The 18545-nt window shown below is 45.1% G+C and carries 15 protein-coding genes and 1 tRNA gene; 11 read left to right on the plus strand and 5 right to left on the minus strand.

Translation table 11 applies throughout. From position 1 onward, the window contains the following. Window positions 1–50: 50 nt before the first annotated feature. Window positions 51–1040, minus strand: coding sequence for a D-xylose ABC transporter substrate-binding protein (xylF, locus tag OCU35_RS14040; protein WP_017028451.1), 990 nt, complete (start codon window positions 1038–1040; stop codon window positions 51–53). Between the two features lie 442 nt (window positions 1041–1482). Between xylF and OCU35_RS14045 the strand changes: the two genes are divergently transcribed. Both OCU35_RS14045 and OCU35_RS14050 read left to right on the plus strand, forming a co-directional pair. After that, entirely contained in the window at window positions 1483–2130 is a 648-nt protein-coding gene (locus OCU35_RS14045; protein WP_261826320.1) for an HAD family hydrolase, read from the plus strand. A gap of 145 nt (window positions 2131–2275) precedes the next feature. Beyond that, a tRNA-Gly gene (locus OCU35_RS14050) sits at window positions 2276–2350 on the plus strand. Window positions 2351–2848: 498 nt separating this feature from the next. Here the strand turns inward: OCU35_RS14050 and OCU35_RS14060 are convergent. Further along, on the minus strand, window positions 2849–3739 hold the full coding sequence (locus tag OCU35_RS14060) for a LysR family transcriptional regulator (RefSeq protein WP_261826321.1): 891 nt from the start codon (window positions 3737–3739) through the stop codon (window positions 2849–2851). A gap of 162 nt (window positions 3740–3901) precedes the next feature. Between OCU35_RS14060 and OCU35_RS14065 the strand changes: the two genes are divergently transcribed. Continuing rightward, entirely contained in the window at window positions 3902–5860 is a 1959-nt protein-coding gene (locus OCU35_RS14065) for an amidohydrolase (RefSeq protein ID WP_261826322.1), read from the plus strand. 109 nt (window positions 5861–5969) lie between these two features. Here OCU35_RS14065 and OCU35_RS14070 read toward each other — a convergent pair whose 3' ends face one another. Both OCU35_RS14070 and OCU35_RS14075 read right to left on the minus strand, forming a co-directional pair. Then, entirely contained in the window at window positions 5970–7247 is a 1278-nt protein-coding gene (locus OCU35_RS14070; protein ID WP_017028453.1) for an NAD(P)/FAD-dependent oxidoreductase, read from the minus strand. Window positions 7248–7260: 13 nt separating this feature from the next. Then, window positions 7261–8673 (minus strand): glutamine synthetase family protein, encoded by a 1413-nt coding sequence (locus tag OCU35_RS14075; RefSeq protein ID WP_261826323.1) that lies wholly within the window; start codon window positions 8671–8673, stop codon window positions 7261–7263. Window positions 8674–8907: 234 nt separating this feature from the next. Here OCU35_RS14075 and OCU35_RS14080 point away from each other — a divergent pair, with 234 nt between their 5' ends. The 8 genes from OCU35_RS14080 to OCU35_RS14115 all read left to right on the plus strand — a co-directional run bounded on the left by OCU35_RS14080 (window position 8908) and on the right by OCU35_RS14115 (window position 17011). Next, window positions 8908–10239, plus strand: a complete 1332-nt coding sequence (locus OCU35_RS14080) for a glutamine synthetase family protein (protein WP_261826324.1) — start codon at window positions 8908–8910, stop codon at window positions 10237–10239. 60 nt (window positions 10240–10299) lie between these two features. Beyond that, window positions 10300–11664 (plus strand): aspartate aminotransferase family protein, encoded by a 1365-nt coding sequence (locus tag OCU35_RS14085; RefSeq protein ID WP_102329060.1) that lies wholly within the window; start codon window positions 10300–10302, stop codon window positions 11662–11664. 57 nt (window positions 11665–11721) lie between these two features. After that, window positions 11722–12831, plus strand: coding sequence for an extracellular solute-binding protein (locus OCU35_RS14090; RefSeq protein WP_261826325.1), 1110 nt, complete (start codon window positions 11722–11724; stop codon window positions 12829–12831). 56 nt (window positions 12832–12887) lie between these two features. Further along, window positions 12888–14030: a putrescine ABC transporter ATP-binding subunit PotG gene (potG, locus tag OCU35_RS14095; RefSeq protein WP_261826326.1), complete on the plus strand. Its 1143-nt coding sequence runs from the start codon at window positions 12888–12890 to the stop codon at window positions 14028–14030. Beyond that, complete coding sequence (gene potH, locus OCU35_RS14100; protein ID WP_017028459.1) at window positions 14027–14944, plus strand: putrescine ABC transporter permease PotH; 918 nt, start codon at window positions 14027–14029, stop codon at window positions 14942–14944. The genes potG and potH overlap by 4 nt, the downstream gene beginning before the upstream one ends. Further along, window positions 14941–15783 carry an ABC transporter permease subunit gene (locus OCU35_RS14105; protein ID WP_017028460.1) on the plus strand — a complete coding sequence of 281 codons (843 nt, stop codon included), beginning with the start codon at window positions 14941–14943 and terminating at the stop codon, window positions 15781–15783. Before potH ends, OCU35_RS14105 begins: the two co-directional genes overlap by 4 nt. Window positions 15784–15831: 48 nt before the next feature. Further along, complete coding sequence (locus tag OCU35_RS14110) at window positions 15832–16374, plus strand: cupin domain-containing protein (protein ID WP_065598509.1); 543 nt, start codon at window positions 15832–15834, stop codon at window positions 16372–16374. Between the two features lie 214 nt (window positions 16375–16588). After that, on the plus strand, window positions 16589–17011 hold the full coding sequence (locus tag OCU35_RS14115) for an Hsp20/alpha crystallin family protein (protein WP_065598508.1): 423 nt from the start codon (window positions 16589–16591) through the stop codon (window positions 17009–17011). A gap of 43 nt (window positions 17012–17054) precedes the next feature. On the opposite strand, the gene OCU35_RS14120 is transcribed toward OCU35_RS14115, so the two are convergent. Continuing rightward, the gene (locus OCU35_RS14120; RefSeq protein WP_261826327.1) at window positions 17055–18542 is read right to left on the minus strand and encodes an aldehyde dehydrogenase; all 1488 of its coding nucleotides are present in this window, start codon (window positions 18540–18542) and stop codon (window positions 17055–17057) included. Window positions 18543–18545: the final 3 nt, after the last annotated feature.

Genomic DNA, 18545 nt, shown 5'->3' on the forward strand with positions numbered 1-18545 from the left:
ACAAATCTGCAATTGCGCCAAGCTAGGCTCGGCGCAAATATCGCTATGGTTTACTGTGTATAAACATCAGATTCTTTGTGGAATTTGTCCGCAATAACGGTAGTTTTTACGTTGGTTCTGTTTACTGGAATAGGCTCTAGTAGGAAAGAAGGAACGTCTTTGATGCCGTTGTTGATAGAGAAGTTAGAGGTTGGAGATTGGTCTTCACCTAACTCAACAGCAATCTCAGCAGCTCGAGTTGCCAGTGCAGAAATAGGCTTGTAAATGGTCATAGTTTGCGTGCCATCGACAATACGGCGGATTGCAGCTAGGTCAGCATCTTGCCCTGAGATAGCGACTTTTCCTGCGAGTCCTTGTGCGTCTAGTGCTTGAATTGCACCACCTGCAGTAGCGTCATTTGAAGCGACAACAACATCGATTTCATTTTGATTAGCCGTTAGGGCATTTTCCATGATTTTGAGAGCATTCTCTGCTAACCAGTAATCAACCCATTGATCGCCAACAACCTTGATATCGCCTGAGTCGATCTTAGGTTGTAGAACGTTCATTTGGCCTTGACGGAACAGCTTGGCATTGTTGTCCGTAGGAGAGCCACCCATCAGGAAGTAGTTACCTGTAGGTTGTGCTTCAACAAGTGCTTTAGCCTGCAGTTCGCCCACTTTTTCGTTATCAAAAGAAAGATAGAAGTCGATTTCGGCGTTATTGATCAGGCGGTCATATGCAAGAACATTGATGCCATCACGCTTCGCTTCCTTAATCACGTTGGAAAGGACCTCGCCATTGGTTGGTATGATCACTAGCACATCTACACCGCGAGAGATCATGTTTTCAACTTGGGAAATCTGGGTTTGTTCATTACCGTTTGCAGATTGAACGTAAACCTTTGCACCCAGTTCCTCGGCGCGATTCACGAACATATCTCGGTCTTTTTGCCATCGTTCAAGCCTAAGATCATCAATCACCATACCAATCTTAACCTGAGCAAAAGCAGGGGTGGCGAAGCCAATGATTAGAGCGCATAACATTATTATTTTTTTCATTACACTATCCTTTGATTCACGTTTATTATTGAAATTCATTATTTTTTGAATCTCATATATATTTTAAATCAATAGGTTGCTTCATTCTTTTGTCTGAAATGAAAATAGGTTTACGTTTTTTAGTGTTTGTATCAAATTGTGATAACGCTTAACATACAAGCAATCTGTTTAATATTTAAGCTGCTAAAGATCACTAAAATTAGCCCTAATTTCATCTTGAATGTGATCTTTAAATCTCAGTGAGAACGGAAAAGCAGTGTCAATGGGATTATTTGGCCATTAAGTTCTGAAGTCATGCGTAGGAGAATAGAAGTCATTAGCAAATGACAAAGAAAATTATCTGGAGCCTTGTCTTAATTTTCTAAACTCGAGATCTAAATGTGTGGTCAGCTAGAGTAAAATAGTCGGGTTAGCTTGGTTAAAAAGAGTAGAGGAAAAGACAATGCTGAAAGCCGTGCTGTTTGATATGGATGGCCTCATCTTCGACACTGAATCTGTCTATAAACAAAGCTGGCAGTTTGCCGCACAGGAGCAAGGGCTTCGCATTACCGATGACTTTTATCAGCAGTTCATTGGAGTTCAAGACCCTGAGTGCGAACGCATCCTGGCAGAGCATTTTGGTTCAAAGATGGATATGACCCGTTATTGCATGGTGAGAGATAAGCACTTCCATGCATTAAGAGACAAAGGCATTGCTTACAAGCCCGGTTATGACGCTCTGTTTAATGCTATTAAGCAGCGTGGGTTAAAAATGGCGATTGTGACTTCCTCGCATCTACCTGAGGTAGAGCATAATTTCCGTGATAGTGAATACTTAGCGGATTATGACCTAGTGATTACCGCCGAAAATGTCGCTCGCGGTAAGCCAAACCCAGATTGCTATCAAATGGCCTATCAAAAGCTAGGCCTTGAAGCCGAGCAATGCCTAGTATTGGAAGACTCCAACAATGGAGTACAAGCAGGCCTTGATGCCGGTTGCCATGTAGCGATGATTCCTGACTTATTGCCTCCAAAAGAAGACTTTTTGCACAAAGTGAGGGTTCTAAAGCAGTTAGATGAAGTGATAGAAATACTAGAAAGCAGCTGTTAAGAGCTAGGCGAACCCCAGATAACGCCTTGTGTTCGCATGGTTTTTGCTCATTTAGGGCAAAAAGCGCGCGAACGCTCATAAACAGTGAAATTAGGGCTTTTAATTTCTCATCGTTATGGCATATTAAATGCGTCTACACGATGATGCGTGCATCGTATAATGGCTATTACCTCAGCCTTCCAAGCTGATGATGCGGGTTCGATTCCCGCTGCACGCTCCAATCGCCTCTCCTAGATTTAAAATCCCAACTATTTGAAAATGATACGCTTTATTGCGTGTTTTTGTGTGTCTGAAAGCTAATTTCTATTATTCCTGGTTTCATTCCTGAAGATAAATCTATTGCACCTTGTGAGGCTGCGAACCGCTTCGATCCTTCAATTACACACCGTGAATTGACGACTGAAGAAGTAAAATACTTCATCTCCAAATTTATTGAGTCCGCAGCTATTGCCCAAAAAGCAGGGTTTGATGGTGTATAAATATATACGGTTCATGAATGCAGCTTGCTTGACCATTTCACCAGACTTTTTGTCGGTTATTTGTATTTAGTCACACAGGTCTCAATAGCTAATGACAAAGCTTGAATACGGTAGCACGGATTCACAACGCCAGACGGTTGGCGTTTAGATGGTGATGTAGAGTTGAAAGCTGAGACTGGCATTAAGTGGCCCTTTTAAGTAGCAATTAAACGGACATCTGCCCAAGATATGGCACTTTTTTATACAAAGTGTTTCTTTGCATACTCTCGAACCACCCTTTGTAAACCATTAAGCTCCGGTGAATTTTTCATTGATATTGGGAAATAAAACGAAAGACCAATTTTGATTGGAGACGGCGATTCTACTGGCATTATCTCTACCAATTTTCCTGCGTTAACCAGCGGTTGCGCTAACGCATTGCTACAAAAAGCCCATCCGTCATGTACAAGCAGGTTTAAAAGTACATCATTGTTGCTCACTGTATGCTGCATTGATGAAACTGAAAAAACTTCAGGAAGGGAATGAATATGGTTCTCGCTCACATACTGCTTAGAGAGTTGCAAATCCTCGATCGTTAAGTGTTTAACTTTTGTGAGTGGATGGTCAGGTCGACAATAAACAGAAACTTTATCTGAACCTAAGTGTAAGTACTGATAGGCATCTTCTGTATTGGATTGCAGTTTATGTTGCATGATAGCAACGGCATTTTTTTCTGTAGCAACTTCGTTCAATATTTCCTGACGGTTACGGTGTAGCCAGTTGATTGTAATGTGAGGGAAATGCTCCTGCATATATTGTTCAATATGAAGAATAAGCGTGTGAGGTGCCAAGATGTCGTGATAGAAATTAAAACTCGTAAACTGTGTTTTATAACTGTCCATCATACGAGCATTGAGCTTGTCACTATTATTAACCAATAGTTTAGCCTGTTTATATATTGCCTCTCCTTCAGCAGACGGTACCGCTTTTTTCCCTTGTATATCAAATAGCGTGACAGCGTAGCTGTCTTCTAACGCTTTCACTTGCTCCCTAACCGTTGTCCTATCTTTTCCAAGATGTTTAGCCGCTTGGCTGTAACTACCGTGATCAACCGTAGCGCAGAAAGCGGCAAGGTGTTCATATGAAAACATAGTGATTCCAAATGATGGGTTTTACCCAACAAACTGTAATTTTTAGAACGACTATAGAGTGGTAAGGTTCAACTTTCAATGACATGGATGCTTGAATTGGTTTTTGGGTGAACCATTATCAGACTTAAGGAGGAGAGAATTTAAACCTAGCAGGTGAAATCTATGTACTCTCATTTCAAATTAACGCTATTGGCATCAAGTGTCGCATTTGTTGTTGGTTGCTCCCCGCAACATTCAACGAATCAAAACGTCACTCCAGAACTCACTTCCGACAGCCCTATTACATTATTCGCTACAGGTGAACTGATTACTATGGCCGAAGATACTCCAGAAGGTGCTAATTCTGTTGTTGTTCAAGACGGCAAGATTCTAGAGGTCGGTATAGATTCTGAATTAAAACAAAAATATTCGGCCCTAGATGGCTTTAGTGTTAACCAAGATTTCGCAGATAAGGTTGTGACACCAGGGTTTGTCGAACCTCACATTCATCTATGGATGAGTGCCATGTTCTTGGGTATGGAGTTTATTACACCTGCTGATTGGAATTTCCCGTGGGGCGAAAGAAAAGGGGTAACTGGCAGTGAGGGTTACTTCGAAAGATTGAATCAGTTGCATGCTGAAATGCCAGAAGGTGAGCCTATCATGACTTGGGGTTACCACCACTATTTCCACGGTAGTGATATGAGTCGTGAAGCGTTAAATAAAATTTCAAAAGAACGTCCTATCTTGGTCTGGCATCGCAGTGCCCATGAGTTCTTTGTGAATGATGCGGCTATTGAATTACTAGGCTGGGATAAGTCTGATTGGCATGGTGATGGCCCTGCCTTTGACCAATTAGATTGGGAACAAGGTCATGCTTTTGAAAATGGCATGAAATTAATGGCACCAAGATTAATGCAGTACTTTATTGAATCTGGGCGTTTTGCAACGGGTATGGAAAGAACGCGAGATTACGTTCACTCAGGTGGTATTACGACCGCTGTCGATCCGGGCGTAATTGCTACACCAGCGTTATACGAGCAGATGGTGAGAATTCTACTAGATGATAATTTCCCAATGGATTACTGGCTGATCCCTGCAGGTAACATGTCTTACGCTATGGCGGGCTATGATTCCGAGAAAGGCAAAGCGATGGCCGAGGCTCAGACTGAAATCATGACAGGTGAAGAGCAAATCCAATGGCTACCTAAGTTTGTGAAATTGTTTTCAGACGGCGCTATGTATAGCCAGTTAATGATGATGAAAGACGGCTATACCGATGGCCATGAAGGCGAATGGTTGCAAACACCTGAGCAACTTGAAGACAGCATGCGACCTTACTGGCAAGACGACTACACGATCGTTGTTCATGCCAATGGTGATTTAGGTTTTGAAACGGCAGTAGATATTGTCGAGCAAATGCAAAAAGAGAAGCCACGTGACGACCATCGCATGAGCTTCCACCATCTAGGTATGACAGATAAAGACGATATCCCTCGTGCGGTAGAGATAGGGACAAACTTCAGTGTGAATCCTTATTACACGCATATTTTGTCTGAGCTATACAGCGCAGAAGGTGTGGGCGAAGAGCGTGCTTCGGTGATGTCTCGTGGCCGTTCATTCCTAGATGCTGGTGGCCACCTATCTCTGCACTCGGATGCCCCAATGGCACCCGCACAACCACTTTCGTTGGTTTGGGTTGCTGTGAACAGAATTGGTTTGTCAGGTGACAAGGTAATGGGGCCAGAAGAGCGCATTACGGTTGATGAAGCAATGAAAGCCATCACAATCGACGCGGCTTATACAGCTAGGCTTGAAGACAACATTGGTAGCATTGAGCCTGGCAAGTATGCCGACTTTACGATTTTGGATGCGAACCCTTATACCGTTATGCCAGAAGACATAAACCAGATTGATGTTCATGCAACGGTTTATCGTGGTGTACCAGCTGAAATCGCAGTGAGTAACGCTGGTATTTCTTCTAATAGACGTACCTTGTTGGTATTGAATCAACTGCAACGTCTCGAAGCTCACGATCACAGTCATCATGGACACAGCCATGCACATGGTGACGTATGTGAGAGCAGCTTGTACTTCCAACAAGTAATAAGTGACACATTAACTTCAAACGTTAACAAATAAATTTTTCTCCCGTCGTTACGATTCATTTCGATGGGAGATTTTTTATCTATTTTTTAGAAAGAGATGATCTCTTGATCAAACCTCATTTAAAAATCGTCACAGCTGGGCCCTACAAAAGATCGCGAACTCTATAATACGACATAGCTAAAAGTAGCGCCGGTGTTCGCAATAGACGTCCGCCGGGGAAGGGCATATGAGGGATTTTGTCGAAGATTGAAAAGCGCTCTGCGGTTGTCGCTACACACTCTGCCATAAGCGTGCCTGCCATACCGGTTGCTGCAATGCCGTGGCCGGAGAAACCTTGTGCGAAATAGACGTTAGGCTTTAAGCGTCCAAAGTGGGGCGCTCGGTTCATGGTAATTGCGACATTGCCGCCCCATGCGTAGTCAATTTTTGTATCTTTTAGCTGAGGGAAGATATCGAGCATTCGACCTTGCATCGCTTTTTCTAAGTTAACGGGTGCAACCCCCGAGTAGCTTACTCGGCCGCCGAACAACATTCGATGGTCCCCAGAGCAGCGGTAGTAGTCGAGGACAAAATTAATATCACAAGCCGAGATATGATCTTTCATCAGTGCGCCAGTTACCTCTTCACCTAGAGGCTCGGTGGCACAGATATAGGTACCTACTGGCATGACTTTATTTTCAAGCTTTGACTCAAGCCCTTTCATATAGGCATTGCAGGCCAGAATGACATGGTTTGCCTTTACTGTTCCCTCTTTGGTAAACAGCGTCGCTGGATCACCGTGCTTAATTTGGTTCACCGCGCTGTCTTCATAGAACTCGGCGCCAGCCAATTTTGCGGCGTTCACTAGGCCTAGTGTGTAGTTAAGAGGGTGAAGGTGGCCACTGTTGCTATCGAACATGCCCGAGGTATATTTGTTACTGGCTATTCGGCTGCGGACCTCATCTTGGTCCCACATTTCGAGTGATTCATAACCATAGTTTTCTGTAAGATCGTCGTGCCAAGCTTGAAGCTCTTTATCGTGGCGCGGTTTCATACCCACATGCACCATTCCATCACGCCAATCACAATCGATGTTGTATTTGTTGATGTTGGATTTAGTTAACGCTAACGCTTCAACAGAGATATCCCACAGCTTTCTCGCATCGGATTTACCCACTAGTTTCTCAAGGGTGTCTTGTTCCGACGCCCAACCAAAAATTGCTTGCCCGCCGCTACGTCCAGAAGCGCCCCAACCCACGCGGTTTGCTTCTAACACAATGACCTTAAAGCCTTTATTGGCGAGTTCTAATGCAGCGGTGGCTCCGGTGATTCCAGAGCCAATCACACAGACGTCGGCAACATGTTCTCCCGTGAGTTTGGGAAAATCAAACTGCTGATTTTTTGATGCTGCGTAGTAGGAGTCTGTGTGTTTCACTTTCATTGTGTGTCCTTACTTATTTGTACCACTGATATTCTAAAGGAGAGACTTGCGCTGAGAATCGCGCTTGTTCGTGTTTTTTATTGGCTAGGTAAACCTTACAAAACTCTTCGCCAAAGCTACGCTTCATAAATTGACTATTCTCAAATTCATGCAAAGACATATCCCAAGATATAGGCAGCATTGGTAGCTCTAATAAGGTTGCGTCGCCTTCAATTGGCGGTGGTGGAGTCAGTTTGTTCTCAATACCGTCGAGTATTGAGGCCAGCAACACGGCGACAGTTAGATAAGGGTTAACATCAGCGCCTGATAGGCGATGCTCGATACGCTTGTCTGTCTCTCCACTTGCGGGGATCCGTACTGCGACAGTGCGATTATCCCAGCCCCAAGTAGAATGAAGGGGGACAAACATATTGGGTTGAAGTCTGCGATAAGAGTTCGCGTTTGGTGCAAAGATGGCCATGCTATCTTCAAGGTGTGCAAGCACTCCTGCGACGGCATTCAATAACACTTCTTCATTCTCACCAAAGATATTGGTGCCCATTTCATCTTGAAGACTGATGTGTACATGACAGCCATTTCCAGCATATTCGGTATAAGGTTTTGCCATAAAATTAGCGTAGAAACCGTGTTTTTTGGCAACGGCTCGTACCACTCGTTTGAGCAGCATCGCCTGATCGCACGCCAAAAGGACATCATTAGTGTGTTTTAGATTAACTTCGAATTGTCCGGGCGCATATTCGGCGGTAATGTTTTCAGCAGGAATGTTCTGTTCGTTACAGGTTTCGATTATCTCGTCGAGGAAGGATTTAAATTCATCAAGCTCTTCCAGCGAATAGACTTGTGTTTGGGTCATCCTTTCGCCGCTAATCGGCATCAGTGGCGGTTGAGGATTCCCTGCTTCATCAGGTTCTAGATCTTGTAAGTAGAATTCAAGTTCTACTGCAATACAGGGCTTCAATCCCTTGGAGGCGAATTTATCCAGTTGCACCTCTAGCACATGGCGTGGGTCGGCAAAAAAGGGTTGATTGGAGATTGGTTCGAACATGGTCACGATAGCTTGCGCGCTATTTTCCTGCCAAGGGGTAGTGGTCAGTGAGCTTGTCACCATGCGGCATATTCTATCACCGTCACCTTTTTCAAAACCAAGGCCGGTTTCCTCTACGGTTTCTCCGCAAATATCCAATGCAAAGACAGAAGCGGGCAAACAGATGCCTTGTTCTAATACTTTATTGAGCTGAGAGAGTGGAACACGCTTTCCTCTGACAACACCATTCATATCAAACAGGATCAGGTCTAACGTCGTGACATCAGGGTGCTGTTCAATAAATCGTTCTATGGTCAGCTTTTCTTGGCTCACCTGAATTTGTTCGATGTTATCAGTGCTATTCGAAAGTTGACTTGTTCCCACTGTGGTTCCTCCACTCATTTCCAACATATCCCTATTTAGCCAGCATTGCGTTGTGTTTTGTGCTGTTGGTTTCTTTTTAACCATAGACATAATGTTTAGTAAAAGACAACACTTATGTGTATAAAGTGTTAATGGTTGCCTCATGATTTGCTAAATAATTAACATATTTGTTTGACAATCGTACACTTTGATGTCAATTCTAAATAGAGCTTATCGATAAATTCGTTGAGAAAATAACGAAAAGAAGGATTTATGGAAACGATTAGGGAATGGATAGAAAAGAACCGTATTACTGAAGTTGAGTGTCTGATCCCAGACATTACAGGCAACGCTCGTGGCAAAATCATGCCTGCGAAAAAATTTCTTCGAGAAGGAGGAATGCGTCTTCCCGAAGTGGTTTTTTTCCAGACCGTAACCGGTGATTGGCCAGATGATGAAAGTATGATTGATCTGACCGAGAAGGATATGACTCTGGAGCCAGACCAAAATACCATACGTTTTGTACCCTGGACTAAAGAGCCAACCGCACAGGTTATTCATGATTGCTATACCGTAGATGGCGATCCCGTTGATATTTCACCTCGCGCTGTCCTGCGCAGAGTATTGAGTCTTTACGAGAAAGAAGGCTGGCAGCCAGTCGTAGCACCAGAGTTAGAATTTTTCCTAGTCAAGAAAAACCTCGATTGGGACTACCCATTAGAGCCGCCAATTGGCCGTAACGGCCGACCAGAAACAGCACGTCAGTCGTTCAGTATTGATGCGGTGAACGAGTTTGACCCTATCTTCGAAGACATGTACGACTACTGCGAAGCGCAAGAGCTAGACGTGGATACCTTAGTTCACGAATCTGGTGCGGCTCAAATGGAGCTGAACTTTGATCACGGTGAGCCTCTAGATCGCGCCGATCAGGTGTTCTTATTTAAGCGTACGATGCGTGAAGCGGCACTGCGCCATGATGTTTATGCCACCTTTATGGCAAAACCTATGGAAGATGAGCCGGGCAGTTCAATGCATATTCATCAAAGCTTGGTGGATAAAAACGGTAAGAACCTATTTTCAAATGCGGATGGCAGTAACAGTGACCTCTTCCTGAATTACATCGCCGGAATGCAGAAATATACCCCCGCCGCTATCGCCTTCTTTGCTCCTAATGTGAATTCCTACCGCCGTTTAGTCTTTGGTGAATCTGCACCCACTAACGTGGCGTGGGGAGAAGACAATCGCACGGTTGGATTACGTGTACCAAATTCTGATAAAGAAGCTCGTCGACTTGAAAACCGCTATGCGGGAGCGGATGCGAACCCATATTTAGCAATGGCGCTGACGCTAGCCTGTGGCTACTTAGGCATGAAAGAAAAACTGACACCAACAGAGAAAAGTACCGGTGACATGACCACTGAGCCGTATTCACTTCCGCACAATCTGGAAGATGCTCTGGGCTTGTTAGAAAACTGTGACGAATTGAGAGAGATATTAGGCGATCGATTCGTGTCGGCTTACGTGGCAATCAAGCGTAAGGAATACCGAACCTACTTCCAAGTCATCAGTTCTTGGGAGAGAGAGTTCTTATTATTGAACGTTTAACACAGGTAACGCTATAGAGAAAAGCACACCCGTTAATACCACGAGAAATGGAATTAAGTTATGTCACAACAAACTGGGTCTAAATGGATTGAACAAGATAGTGCGCATTGCTTGCACCCATTTACCAACTTTAAAGCACTCAATGACAAAGGCTCACGAGTAATTACTCGAGCTGAAGGTATCTATATCTACGACGAAGACGGTAACAAAATCCTAGATGGGATGGCGGGATTGTGGTGCGTAAATATGGGGTACAACTGCCAACCGCTTATCGACGCGGCAACAAAGCAGCTTCAGGAGTTGCCTTACTACAATTTGTTTTTCCAAACCACGCATCCACCGGCGGTAGAGTTGTCAACGCTGCTTGCTGAAGTGGCTCCTGAAGGAATGAATCATGTGTTCTTTACGGGGTCTGGCTCGGAGTGTAACGACACGGTTGTGCGTATGGTTCGTCATTACTGGGCAAGCTTGGGCAAACCTAACAAGCAAACCATTATCAGCCGTAACAACGCTTATCACGGCAGCACAATGGCGGGCGCGAGCCTTGGTGGCATGGCGTTTATGCATGCTCAGGGAGGGTTGCCACTTCCAAATATCGTTCATATTGATCAGCCGTATCACTTTGGTGAAGGGCAAGGTGTTGATGCCAATGAATTTGGTTTAGAGCGTGCTCAGCAACTGGAAGCCAAGATCTTGGAAGTCGGCGAAGACAATGTTGCTGCCTTTATTGCCGAGCCTATCCAAGGTGCGGGTGGGGTGATTATTCCCCCAGACAGTTACTGGCCTGAGATTCAGCGCATCTGTGATAAGTATGAAATCTTGCTTATTGTCGATGAAGTCATCTGTGGCTTTGGCCGAACGGGAGAGTGGTTTGCGAGCCAAACGTTCGACATTAAACCTGATTTAATGTGCATGGCGAAAGGCATTACCTCAGGTTACCTGCCACTGGGTGGCGTCATGGTTAGGGAGCATGTTGCTAAGGTTCTCACTGATGCCGATACCGAGTTTGCTCATGGTTTTACCTATTCAGGTCATCCTGCGGCATGCGCCGTTGCCATTGCCAACATCAAAGAGATGCAAAAACACAATATTGTGAGTCGAGTTCGTGAAGACATTGCTCCATATTTTGCTTCTCGTTGGGGTGAGTTACTGGATCACCCGATGGTCGCCGAAGCCAGAACGAAAGGCTTAGTGGGAGCCATTGAGCTAGTAAAAGATAAGGCAACAAACGAGCGCTATCACAAGGATCTCGATGTTGGAACACGATGTCGTGAACACTGCTTCTCTGCGGGAGTGGTACTTCGCGCCGTTGGCGACACCATGATTTGTTCGCCACCGCTGATCATCACTCGTGATGAAATCGATGAATTTATTGAAAAAGCAAAAATTGCGTTAGATAACACACTCGCCGACGTTTCGCGGTAGCCGACGAGACTTATACCCAAAGGTATTAAACAAGAGCAAACAGGAACGGAGATCCAAATGGAGAAAATTAAAGCATACTTTAGTGTCGCGTTAGGGATGACGATAGGACTTAGCTCTATAACATCCTATGCTGCTGAGGAAAAGGTGCTCAACATCTACAACTGGTCTGATTATATCGCGGAAGATACGATTAAAAGATTTGAAGACGAAACAGGCATCAAGGTGGTTTACGATGTTTTTGACTCAAATGAAGTGTTAGAAGCGAAAATTCTGTCAGGAAACACTGGTTTTGACTTGGTTGTACCAAGTAATGACTTTTTAGGACGCCAAGCGAAAGCCGGCGCGTTCCAAAAGCTAGATAAATCTCAGCTGACGAACTACAAAAACTTAGACCCTAAATTGATGGGGATCTTGGCTGAAACCGTTGACCCAGATAACGCTTATTCTGTTCCTTACCTTTGGGGCACAACGGGTATTGGCTATAACGTTGAGAAGGTCACAGAAGTCTTGGGTGCTGACGCTCCTGTAGATAGCTGGGATTTGGTATTCAAGCCAGAGAACATGGAGAAGCTGTCTAAATGTGGTGTGGGCTTCTTAAATGCCCCAACGGAAATTATGGCGGCTGCCTTGAATTACATAGGCAAAGATCCAAACAGTGCCGATCCTAACGACTACAAAAAGGATGCGTTAGCGCTACTGAAAGAGGTTCGTCCTTATGTCACTTACTTCCATTCTTCGCAGTACATTAACGATCTTGCCAATGGTGATATCTGTGTCGCTATCGGCTGGTCTGGTGACGTATTGCAAGCGGCTGACCGAGCAGCAGAAGCGGATAATGGTGTAGAAGTCGCGTATTCAATTCCAAAAGAGGGCGCTCTTGCTTGGTTTGACCTGATGGCCATTCCAAAAGAAGCGAAGCATCCGAAAAACGCACACTTGTTCATTAACTATCTACTTCGCCCTGAAGTCATTGCAGAAGTGAGTAACTACGTTTGGTATGCAAATCCTAACCCGCCATCGCGTGAGTTTATTGACGCTGATATCTTGAATGATCCAGGCATTTATCCAACGGAAGAAGCGCAAGCAAAATTGTATAGCTCCAAGATGTTACCGCATAAAACATCTCGTGCTATGACCCGTGCTTGGACAGACTTCCTTAAGAACTAAATCAATACCTATGTTGGCGACTCTCTTTGAGTCGCCATTTTTGCTTGGAGATTACCATGACATTGATGTCACTCGATACCAAACTCAACCATGAACATGTTGCACCTGTACCGCCAAAGCCACTTTTAGAGATTCGAGGTTTAACCAAGGAATTCGACGGCTATCCTGCGGTAGATAATATTGATTTAACCATCAATCAAGGGGAGCTGTTTGCGTTACTTGGCGCATCGGGTTGCGGAAAGTCGACTTTATTGAGAATGCTCGCCGGATTTGAGCAACCAAGTGCCGGAAAAATTATTCTAGATGGACAGGATTTGGCAGAAATTCCACCCTATAAACGTCCTGTAAATATGATGTTTCAATCTTATGCTTTGTTCCCGCATATGACGGTTGAAAAGAATATCGCATACGGCCTAGAGCAAGACGGAATGCCTAGTCAGGAAAGAGCGAATACGGTCAAGCATATGCTTGAACTGGTTCGAATGACCGATTTCGCCAAGCGTAAGCCACACCAGCTATCGGGTGGTCAGAAACAGCGCGTAGCGCTAGCTCGAAGCCTAGCTAAGAAGCCGAAACTCTTACTGTTAGACGAACCTATGGGCGCGCTTGATAAGAACCTTCGTGAAAAAATGCAGCTTGAAGTGGTCGATATCTTGGAAAGTGTTGGTGTGACCTGTGTGATGGTGACTCACGACCAAGAAGAAGCGATGACAATGGCCAGTCGAATCGCAATCATGAATAAAGGGCAGTTTGTTCAAATCGGTTCGCCGGAAGCTATTTACGAGCACCCTAATTCCAAATTCTCCGCTAAATTTATCGGTTCGGTCAACATCTTCGAGGGTGTTTTAGAAACCAACCTTAGCGATAAATCGACCGTAAGAACGCCTGACCTACCAAACGCTATCACTATTAATCACGGCATCTCTGGTGCTCCAGGCATCCCTGTGATGATTGCCGTCCGACCAGAAAAAATGACCCTTTGTGAGCACACTCGTCACGCAACGAATTCGTGCAGTGGAGTGGTGGAAGATATTGCGTATATGGGCAATCAGTCCATTTATCATGTGCGATTGGACTCGGGTAAACTGGTCACTGCGACTTTGCAAAATACCAGTCGTGTTAGAAAAGGCATGCCCACATGGGAGCAGCGAGTCAACCTTTGCTGGGATATGGACAGCTGCGTGGTGTTAAAATTATGAAGAAACGAGCCAAACTCAATCTTTGGCGTGTTATACCAACGCCCAAATGCTTACTCCTTGCGATCCCTTATGGTTGGCTACTCCTGTTTTTCTTGTTGCCATTCTTAATTGTCTTCAAGATCAGTTTTGCTGAAGCCCAAATCTCTATTCCTCCTTATTCAGAGCTAATAAGTTACGCCGAACAACAACTACAATTGCTGCTGAATGTAGGAAGCTACCAATACCTTATTGAAGATGATCTTTATGTGTCTTCGTATTTGCAGTCAATTCGAATCGCACTGGTCTCGACTGTACTGTGCCTGATTATCGGGTTTCCCATTGCATGGGCGATTGTGCACTCAAAACCATCAACGCGTAATGTGCTTTTGATGCTGATAATTCTGCCCTCATGGACCAGTTTCCTAATACGTGTTTACGCTTGGATAGGCATTCTCAAAAATAATGGATTGCTGAATAATGTGCTGCTGGCTGCAGGTGCGATCGATGAGCCACTAAAAATACTCCACACCGATACCGCTGTGTATATCGGTATCATTTATACCTATCTGCCGTTTATGGTGTTACCGCTTTACACCGCTTTAATGCGCGTTGATTATTCTTTGTTAGAAGCGGCCAGCGATCTGGGTGCTAAACCTATCACCACACTCTTTACTATTCTCGTGCCGCTAACGAGAGCGGGAATTATCGCGGGCTCAATGCTGGTGTTTATTCCTGCAGTGGGTGAATTTGTTATCCCCGAATTACTCGGTGGACCCGATACGGTATTAATAGGCAAGGTGTTGTGGCAAGAGTTCTTTAATAACAGGGACTGGCCCGTTGCATCGGCAGTGGCAATTGTGATGCTACTCATTCTGATGTTGCCTATTTTATGGTTCCATCGCTATCAAAAACGTGAACTGGAGGCGCAAGGATGAACGACATTCCGGTCTACAAAAGTAAGCTAAAATGGGCAATTCTTGCAGCAGGTTTCACCTTCTTATATTTGCCAATTTTTATTCTGATTATTTTCTCATTTAATGAAAATCGTCTGGTAACGGTTTGGTCGGGCTTCTCATTCAAGTGGTATTTTGAATTATTAGAAGACGATCTACTGATGGGCGGGGTAAAGCTGAGCTTGATCATTGGCTTCTTATCGGCCAGTGCCGCTGTCGTGCTTGGCACCATTGCCGCCTTTGTGGTGAGTCGTTTTGGTAAATTCAGAGGCGAGACAGGCTTTGCGTTTATGATCACGGCTCCGTTGGTGATGCCAGAGGTGATTACCGGTCTTTCTTTATTGCTGCTGTTTATCGCCATGGGGCAAGTGTTTGACCTATTCAGTCAACGGGGAATGTTGACCATCTGGATTGCCCACGTCACTTTCTGTACCGCTTATGTGACGGTTGTCGTCAGCTCACGATTGCAAGAGGTGGACCGTTCAGTTGAAGAGGCTGCAATGGATTTGGGCGCGCCACCATGGAAAGTCTTCTTCCAAATTACCCTTCCGTCCATTGCTCCAGCGATCCTTGCCGGTTGGCTTCTGGCCTTTACTTTGTCTCTCGATGACTTGGTTATTGCCAGTTTTGTCTCTGGTCCGAGCGCAACAACCCTGCCAATGGTGGTATTCTCCAGTGTACGCTTAGGAGTCAGCCCTAAAATCAATGCGTTGGCAACGTTAACTATATTAGCGGTCTCTTGTGCCACCTTTATCGCTTGGTGGGTAATGGCGAAAGCCGAGAAGCGTAGGCTGCTTGAAATGAAGATGAGTCAGCAATAGAAACTGCCTTCAGGCTGCTCGGTACTTGGTCCTTTCTGGGAGAAAAACATGGATGTAGGGAAACAATTAAAAACAATTCGTACTATGCGAGGAATGTCCCAGCGGGAGCTCGCAAAGCGAAGTGGTGTCACCAACTCCATGATTTCCCAGATAGAGCAGAACCTAGTGAACCCCTCGGTTGGATCATTGAAGAAGATCCTCGACGCTATACCTATTTCGATGGGGGAGTTTTTTACCTTAGACGTAGAACCGAAAGACGATATTTTCTTTACCGCCGAACAGATGGCTGATCTTGGCGATGGCAAAATAAAAATGCTGCTGGTGGGTGCAAAGCGCGAAGGGCGTCAATTGGCTGTTCTCAGAGAGATCTATCCTCCAGGCTCAGATACCGGTACCGACTTTATTGAGCATGATGGTGAAGAGGGTGGGATAATCATTCGTGGTGAAATTGAAATCACCGTGGGTAGTCACACTCGTGTCTTGAAAGCGGGCGACTCTTACTACTTTGAAACACGTAAACCGCACCGATTTCGCAACAGAGGCAAGGTCGAGTGTGAATTAATCAGTGCTGCGACTCCGCCTACCTTCTAGATTATACCAATCGTACTAAATAACGAGCTAGGCTGATCACATTACTTAATGTGATTGGTATTACTGACTCTTTTTACGCTGAGGTTGTCTCATCGGCAATTGCTTACCTCTTTGTGTAGTTTGATGGTGATCAACTTTGACCGAGAATGTTTAAATACACTCTACCAATAGAACTAAACTTATATTGGGTATCTAAACAAGGTTGGAGGTGATTATGAGCTTGCTACCAAGAGACTCTTGGTCTGACTTCGGGAGACTGTTTGATAATGCGGTACCTACGTTTCACCCTCGGTGGAATCATTGGCAGTTTTCTCCAAATGTTGATGTGATGGAAAAAGAGACTGCGTTTGAAATCATCGCTGATTTACCGGGTGTCGACAAAGACAACATTTCGGTGTCGTGTGAAAAGGGGATGTTAACCATTTCTGCGGTCACCATAGAGTCACGTAAAGACACTCAACAAGAAAAGTACATTCACAAGGAGCGCTACCAAGGTAAAATGGTACGCAGTTTTACCTTAAGCAACAATGTGAACACGAGTGATATTTATGCTGAATTCACCGATGGTGTTTTGGTTGTAGTGGTTCCTAAAATTGAGCCGTCTGCGCCAACGCCAAGAGAAATAGAGATCAGCTAATATGTGTAAATGAAAAGGCCTAGCTCATGCTAGGCCTTTATTGTTAGTCCAACTCTATCCAAGTTGATTTAACCTCAGTGTACTTGTGCAAGGCATGCAGTGACTTGTCTCGACCATTACCACTTTGTTTATAACCACCAAATGGCATTGTCATATCACCGCCGTCCCAGTTGTTCACAAAGACGGTTCCTGCTCGTAAAGCCCGTGAGCACTTAATGGCGGTAGACATATCCGACGTCCAAATACCCGCAGCCAACCCGTACTCGCTGTCATTGGCGAGCGTTATGGCCTCATCTATGGAATCAAAGCTAGTCACACACAAGACAGGGCCGAAGATTTCCTCTTTATAAATGCGCATGTCTGGAGTGACGTCGGTAAATAAAGCGGGTTGAATAAAGAAGCCATCGGTGTGGTTCATCACGGTAGTGCCACCAAATGCCAGTGTAGCCCCTTCAGACTGACCGATATTGATGTAGTTTAAGACTCGCTCATACTGGGCTGAATCAACAATGGCTCCTACTCGAGTATCGCTTTCAAGGGGATCCGCAGGTTGCCAATTGGCCATGTGTTTTTTAACCAGCTCGATGAACTCATCTTTGATGGAAGAGTGGACCAGTAAACGAGACCCTGCTGTACAAACTTCGCCTTGGTTATAACAGATGGCTGAAGCCGCTGTAGCGGCCGCTTTCTCTATATCCTTAACATCATGATGGACGATGTGAGGGCTTTTCCCGCCGCACTCCATGAATGCACGCTTAAGGTTTGATTCACCCGCGAAACTGAGAAGTTTTTTGCCTACAGCGGTTGAGCCGGTAAAGGTAATGCAGTCAACATCATTGTGCAGAGCAAGTGCTTGTCCTGCCTCATGACCAAAGCCTGGAAGAACTTGAAATACGCCATCTGGAATACCCGCTTGTTTGGCCAAGTCTGCCAGCAAAATGGCGGTAAGAGGGGATTTCTCCGAAGGCTTTACTATCACTGAATTACCGGTGGCAAGAGCTGGGCCGATTTTCCATGACGCCATGACAGTCGGGAAGTTCCAAGGCACAATAGCGGCAACCACGCCCAAGGCTTCTCTAGTCACCAGCGCCAGTGCACCCTCGGTGACAGGTGCGACTTCGTCGTACACTTTATCGATAGCTTCTGCGTTCCATTGAATACAGCGAGCCGTTGCAGGGGCATCATAGCCCATAGCATCTGAAATGGGTTTGCCCATGTCTAAGGATTCCAACAAGGCAAAATCTTCCTTGTGTTCGTCAATGAGCTTAGCGTAGTTAAGGAGAATCTCTTTGCGGTCGGCTGGAGCTAAACCGCTCCAAATACGACTTTCAAACGCATTACGAGCAGCATCGACCGCAAGGTTAACATCGGCCTCATCACAACGGGCAACATGAGCAAGCAGGCGCCCAGTAGCAGGGTTAATGATTTCAAACGTATCGCCAGAAACGGAGTTTACAAATTCTCCGTTAATAAATGCTTGAGTACGAAAGCTAAGGGCTTCGGCCTTAGCATGCCAAGTAGTAGTATCCATAAA

Origin of the sequence: Vibrio breoganii, assembly GCF_024346795.1 — a bacterium.
GTDB lineage: Bacteria > Pseudomonadota > Gammaproteobacteria > Enterobacterales > Vibrionaceae > Vibrio > Vibrio breoganii.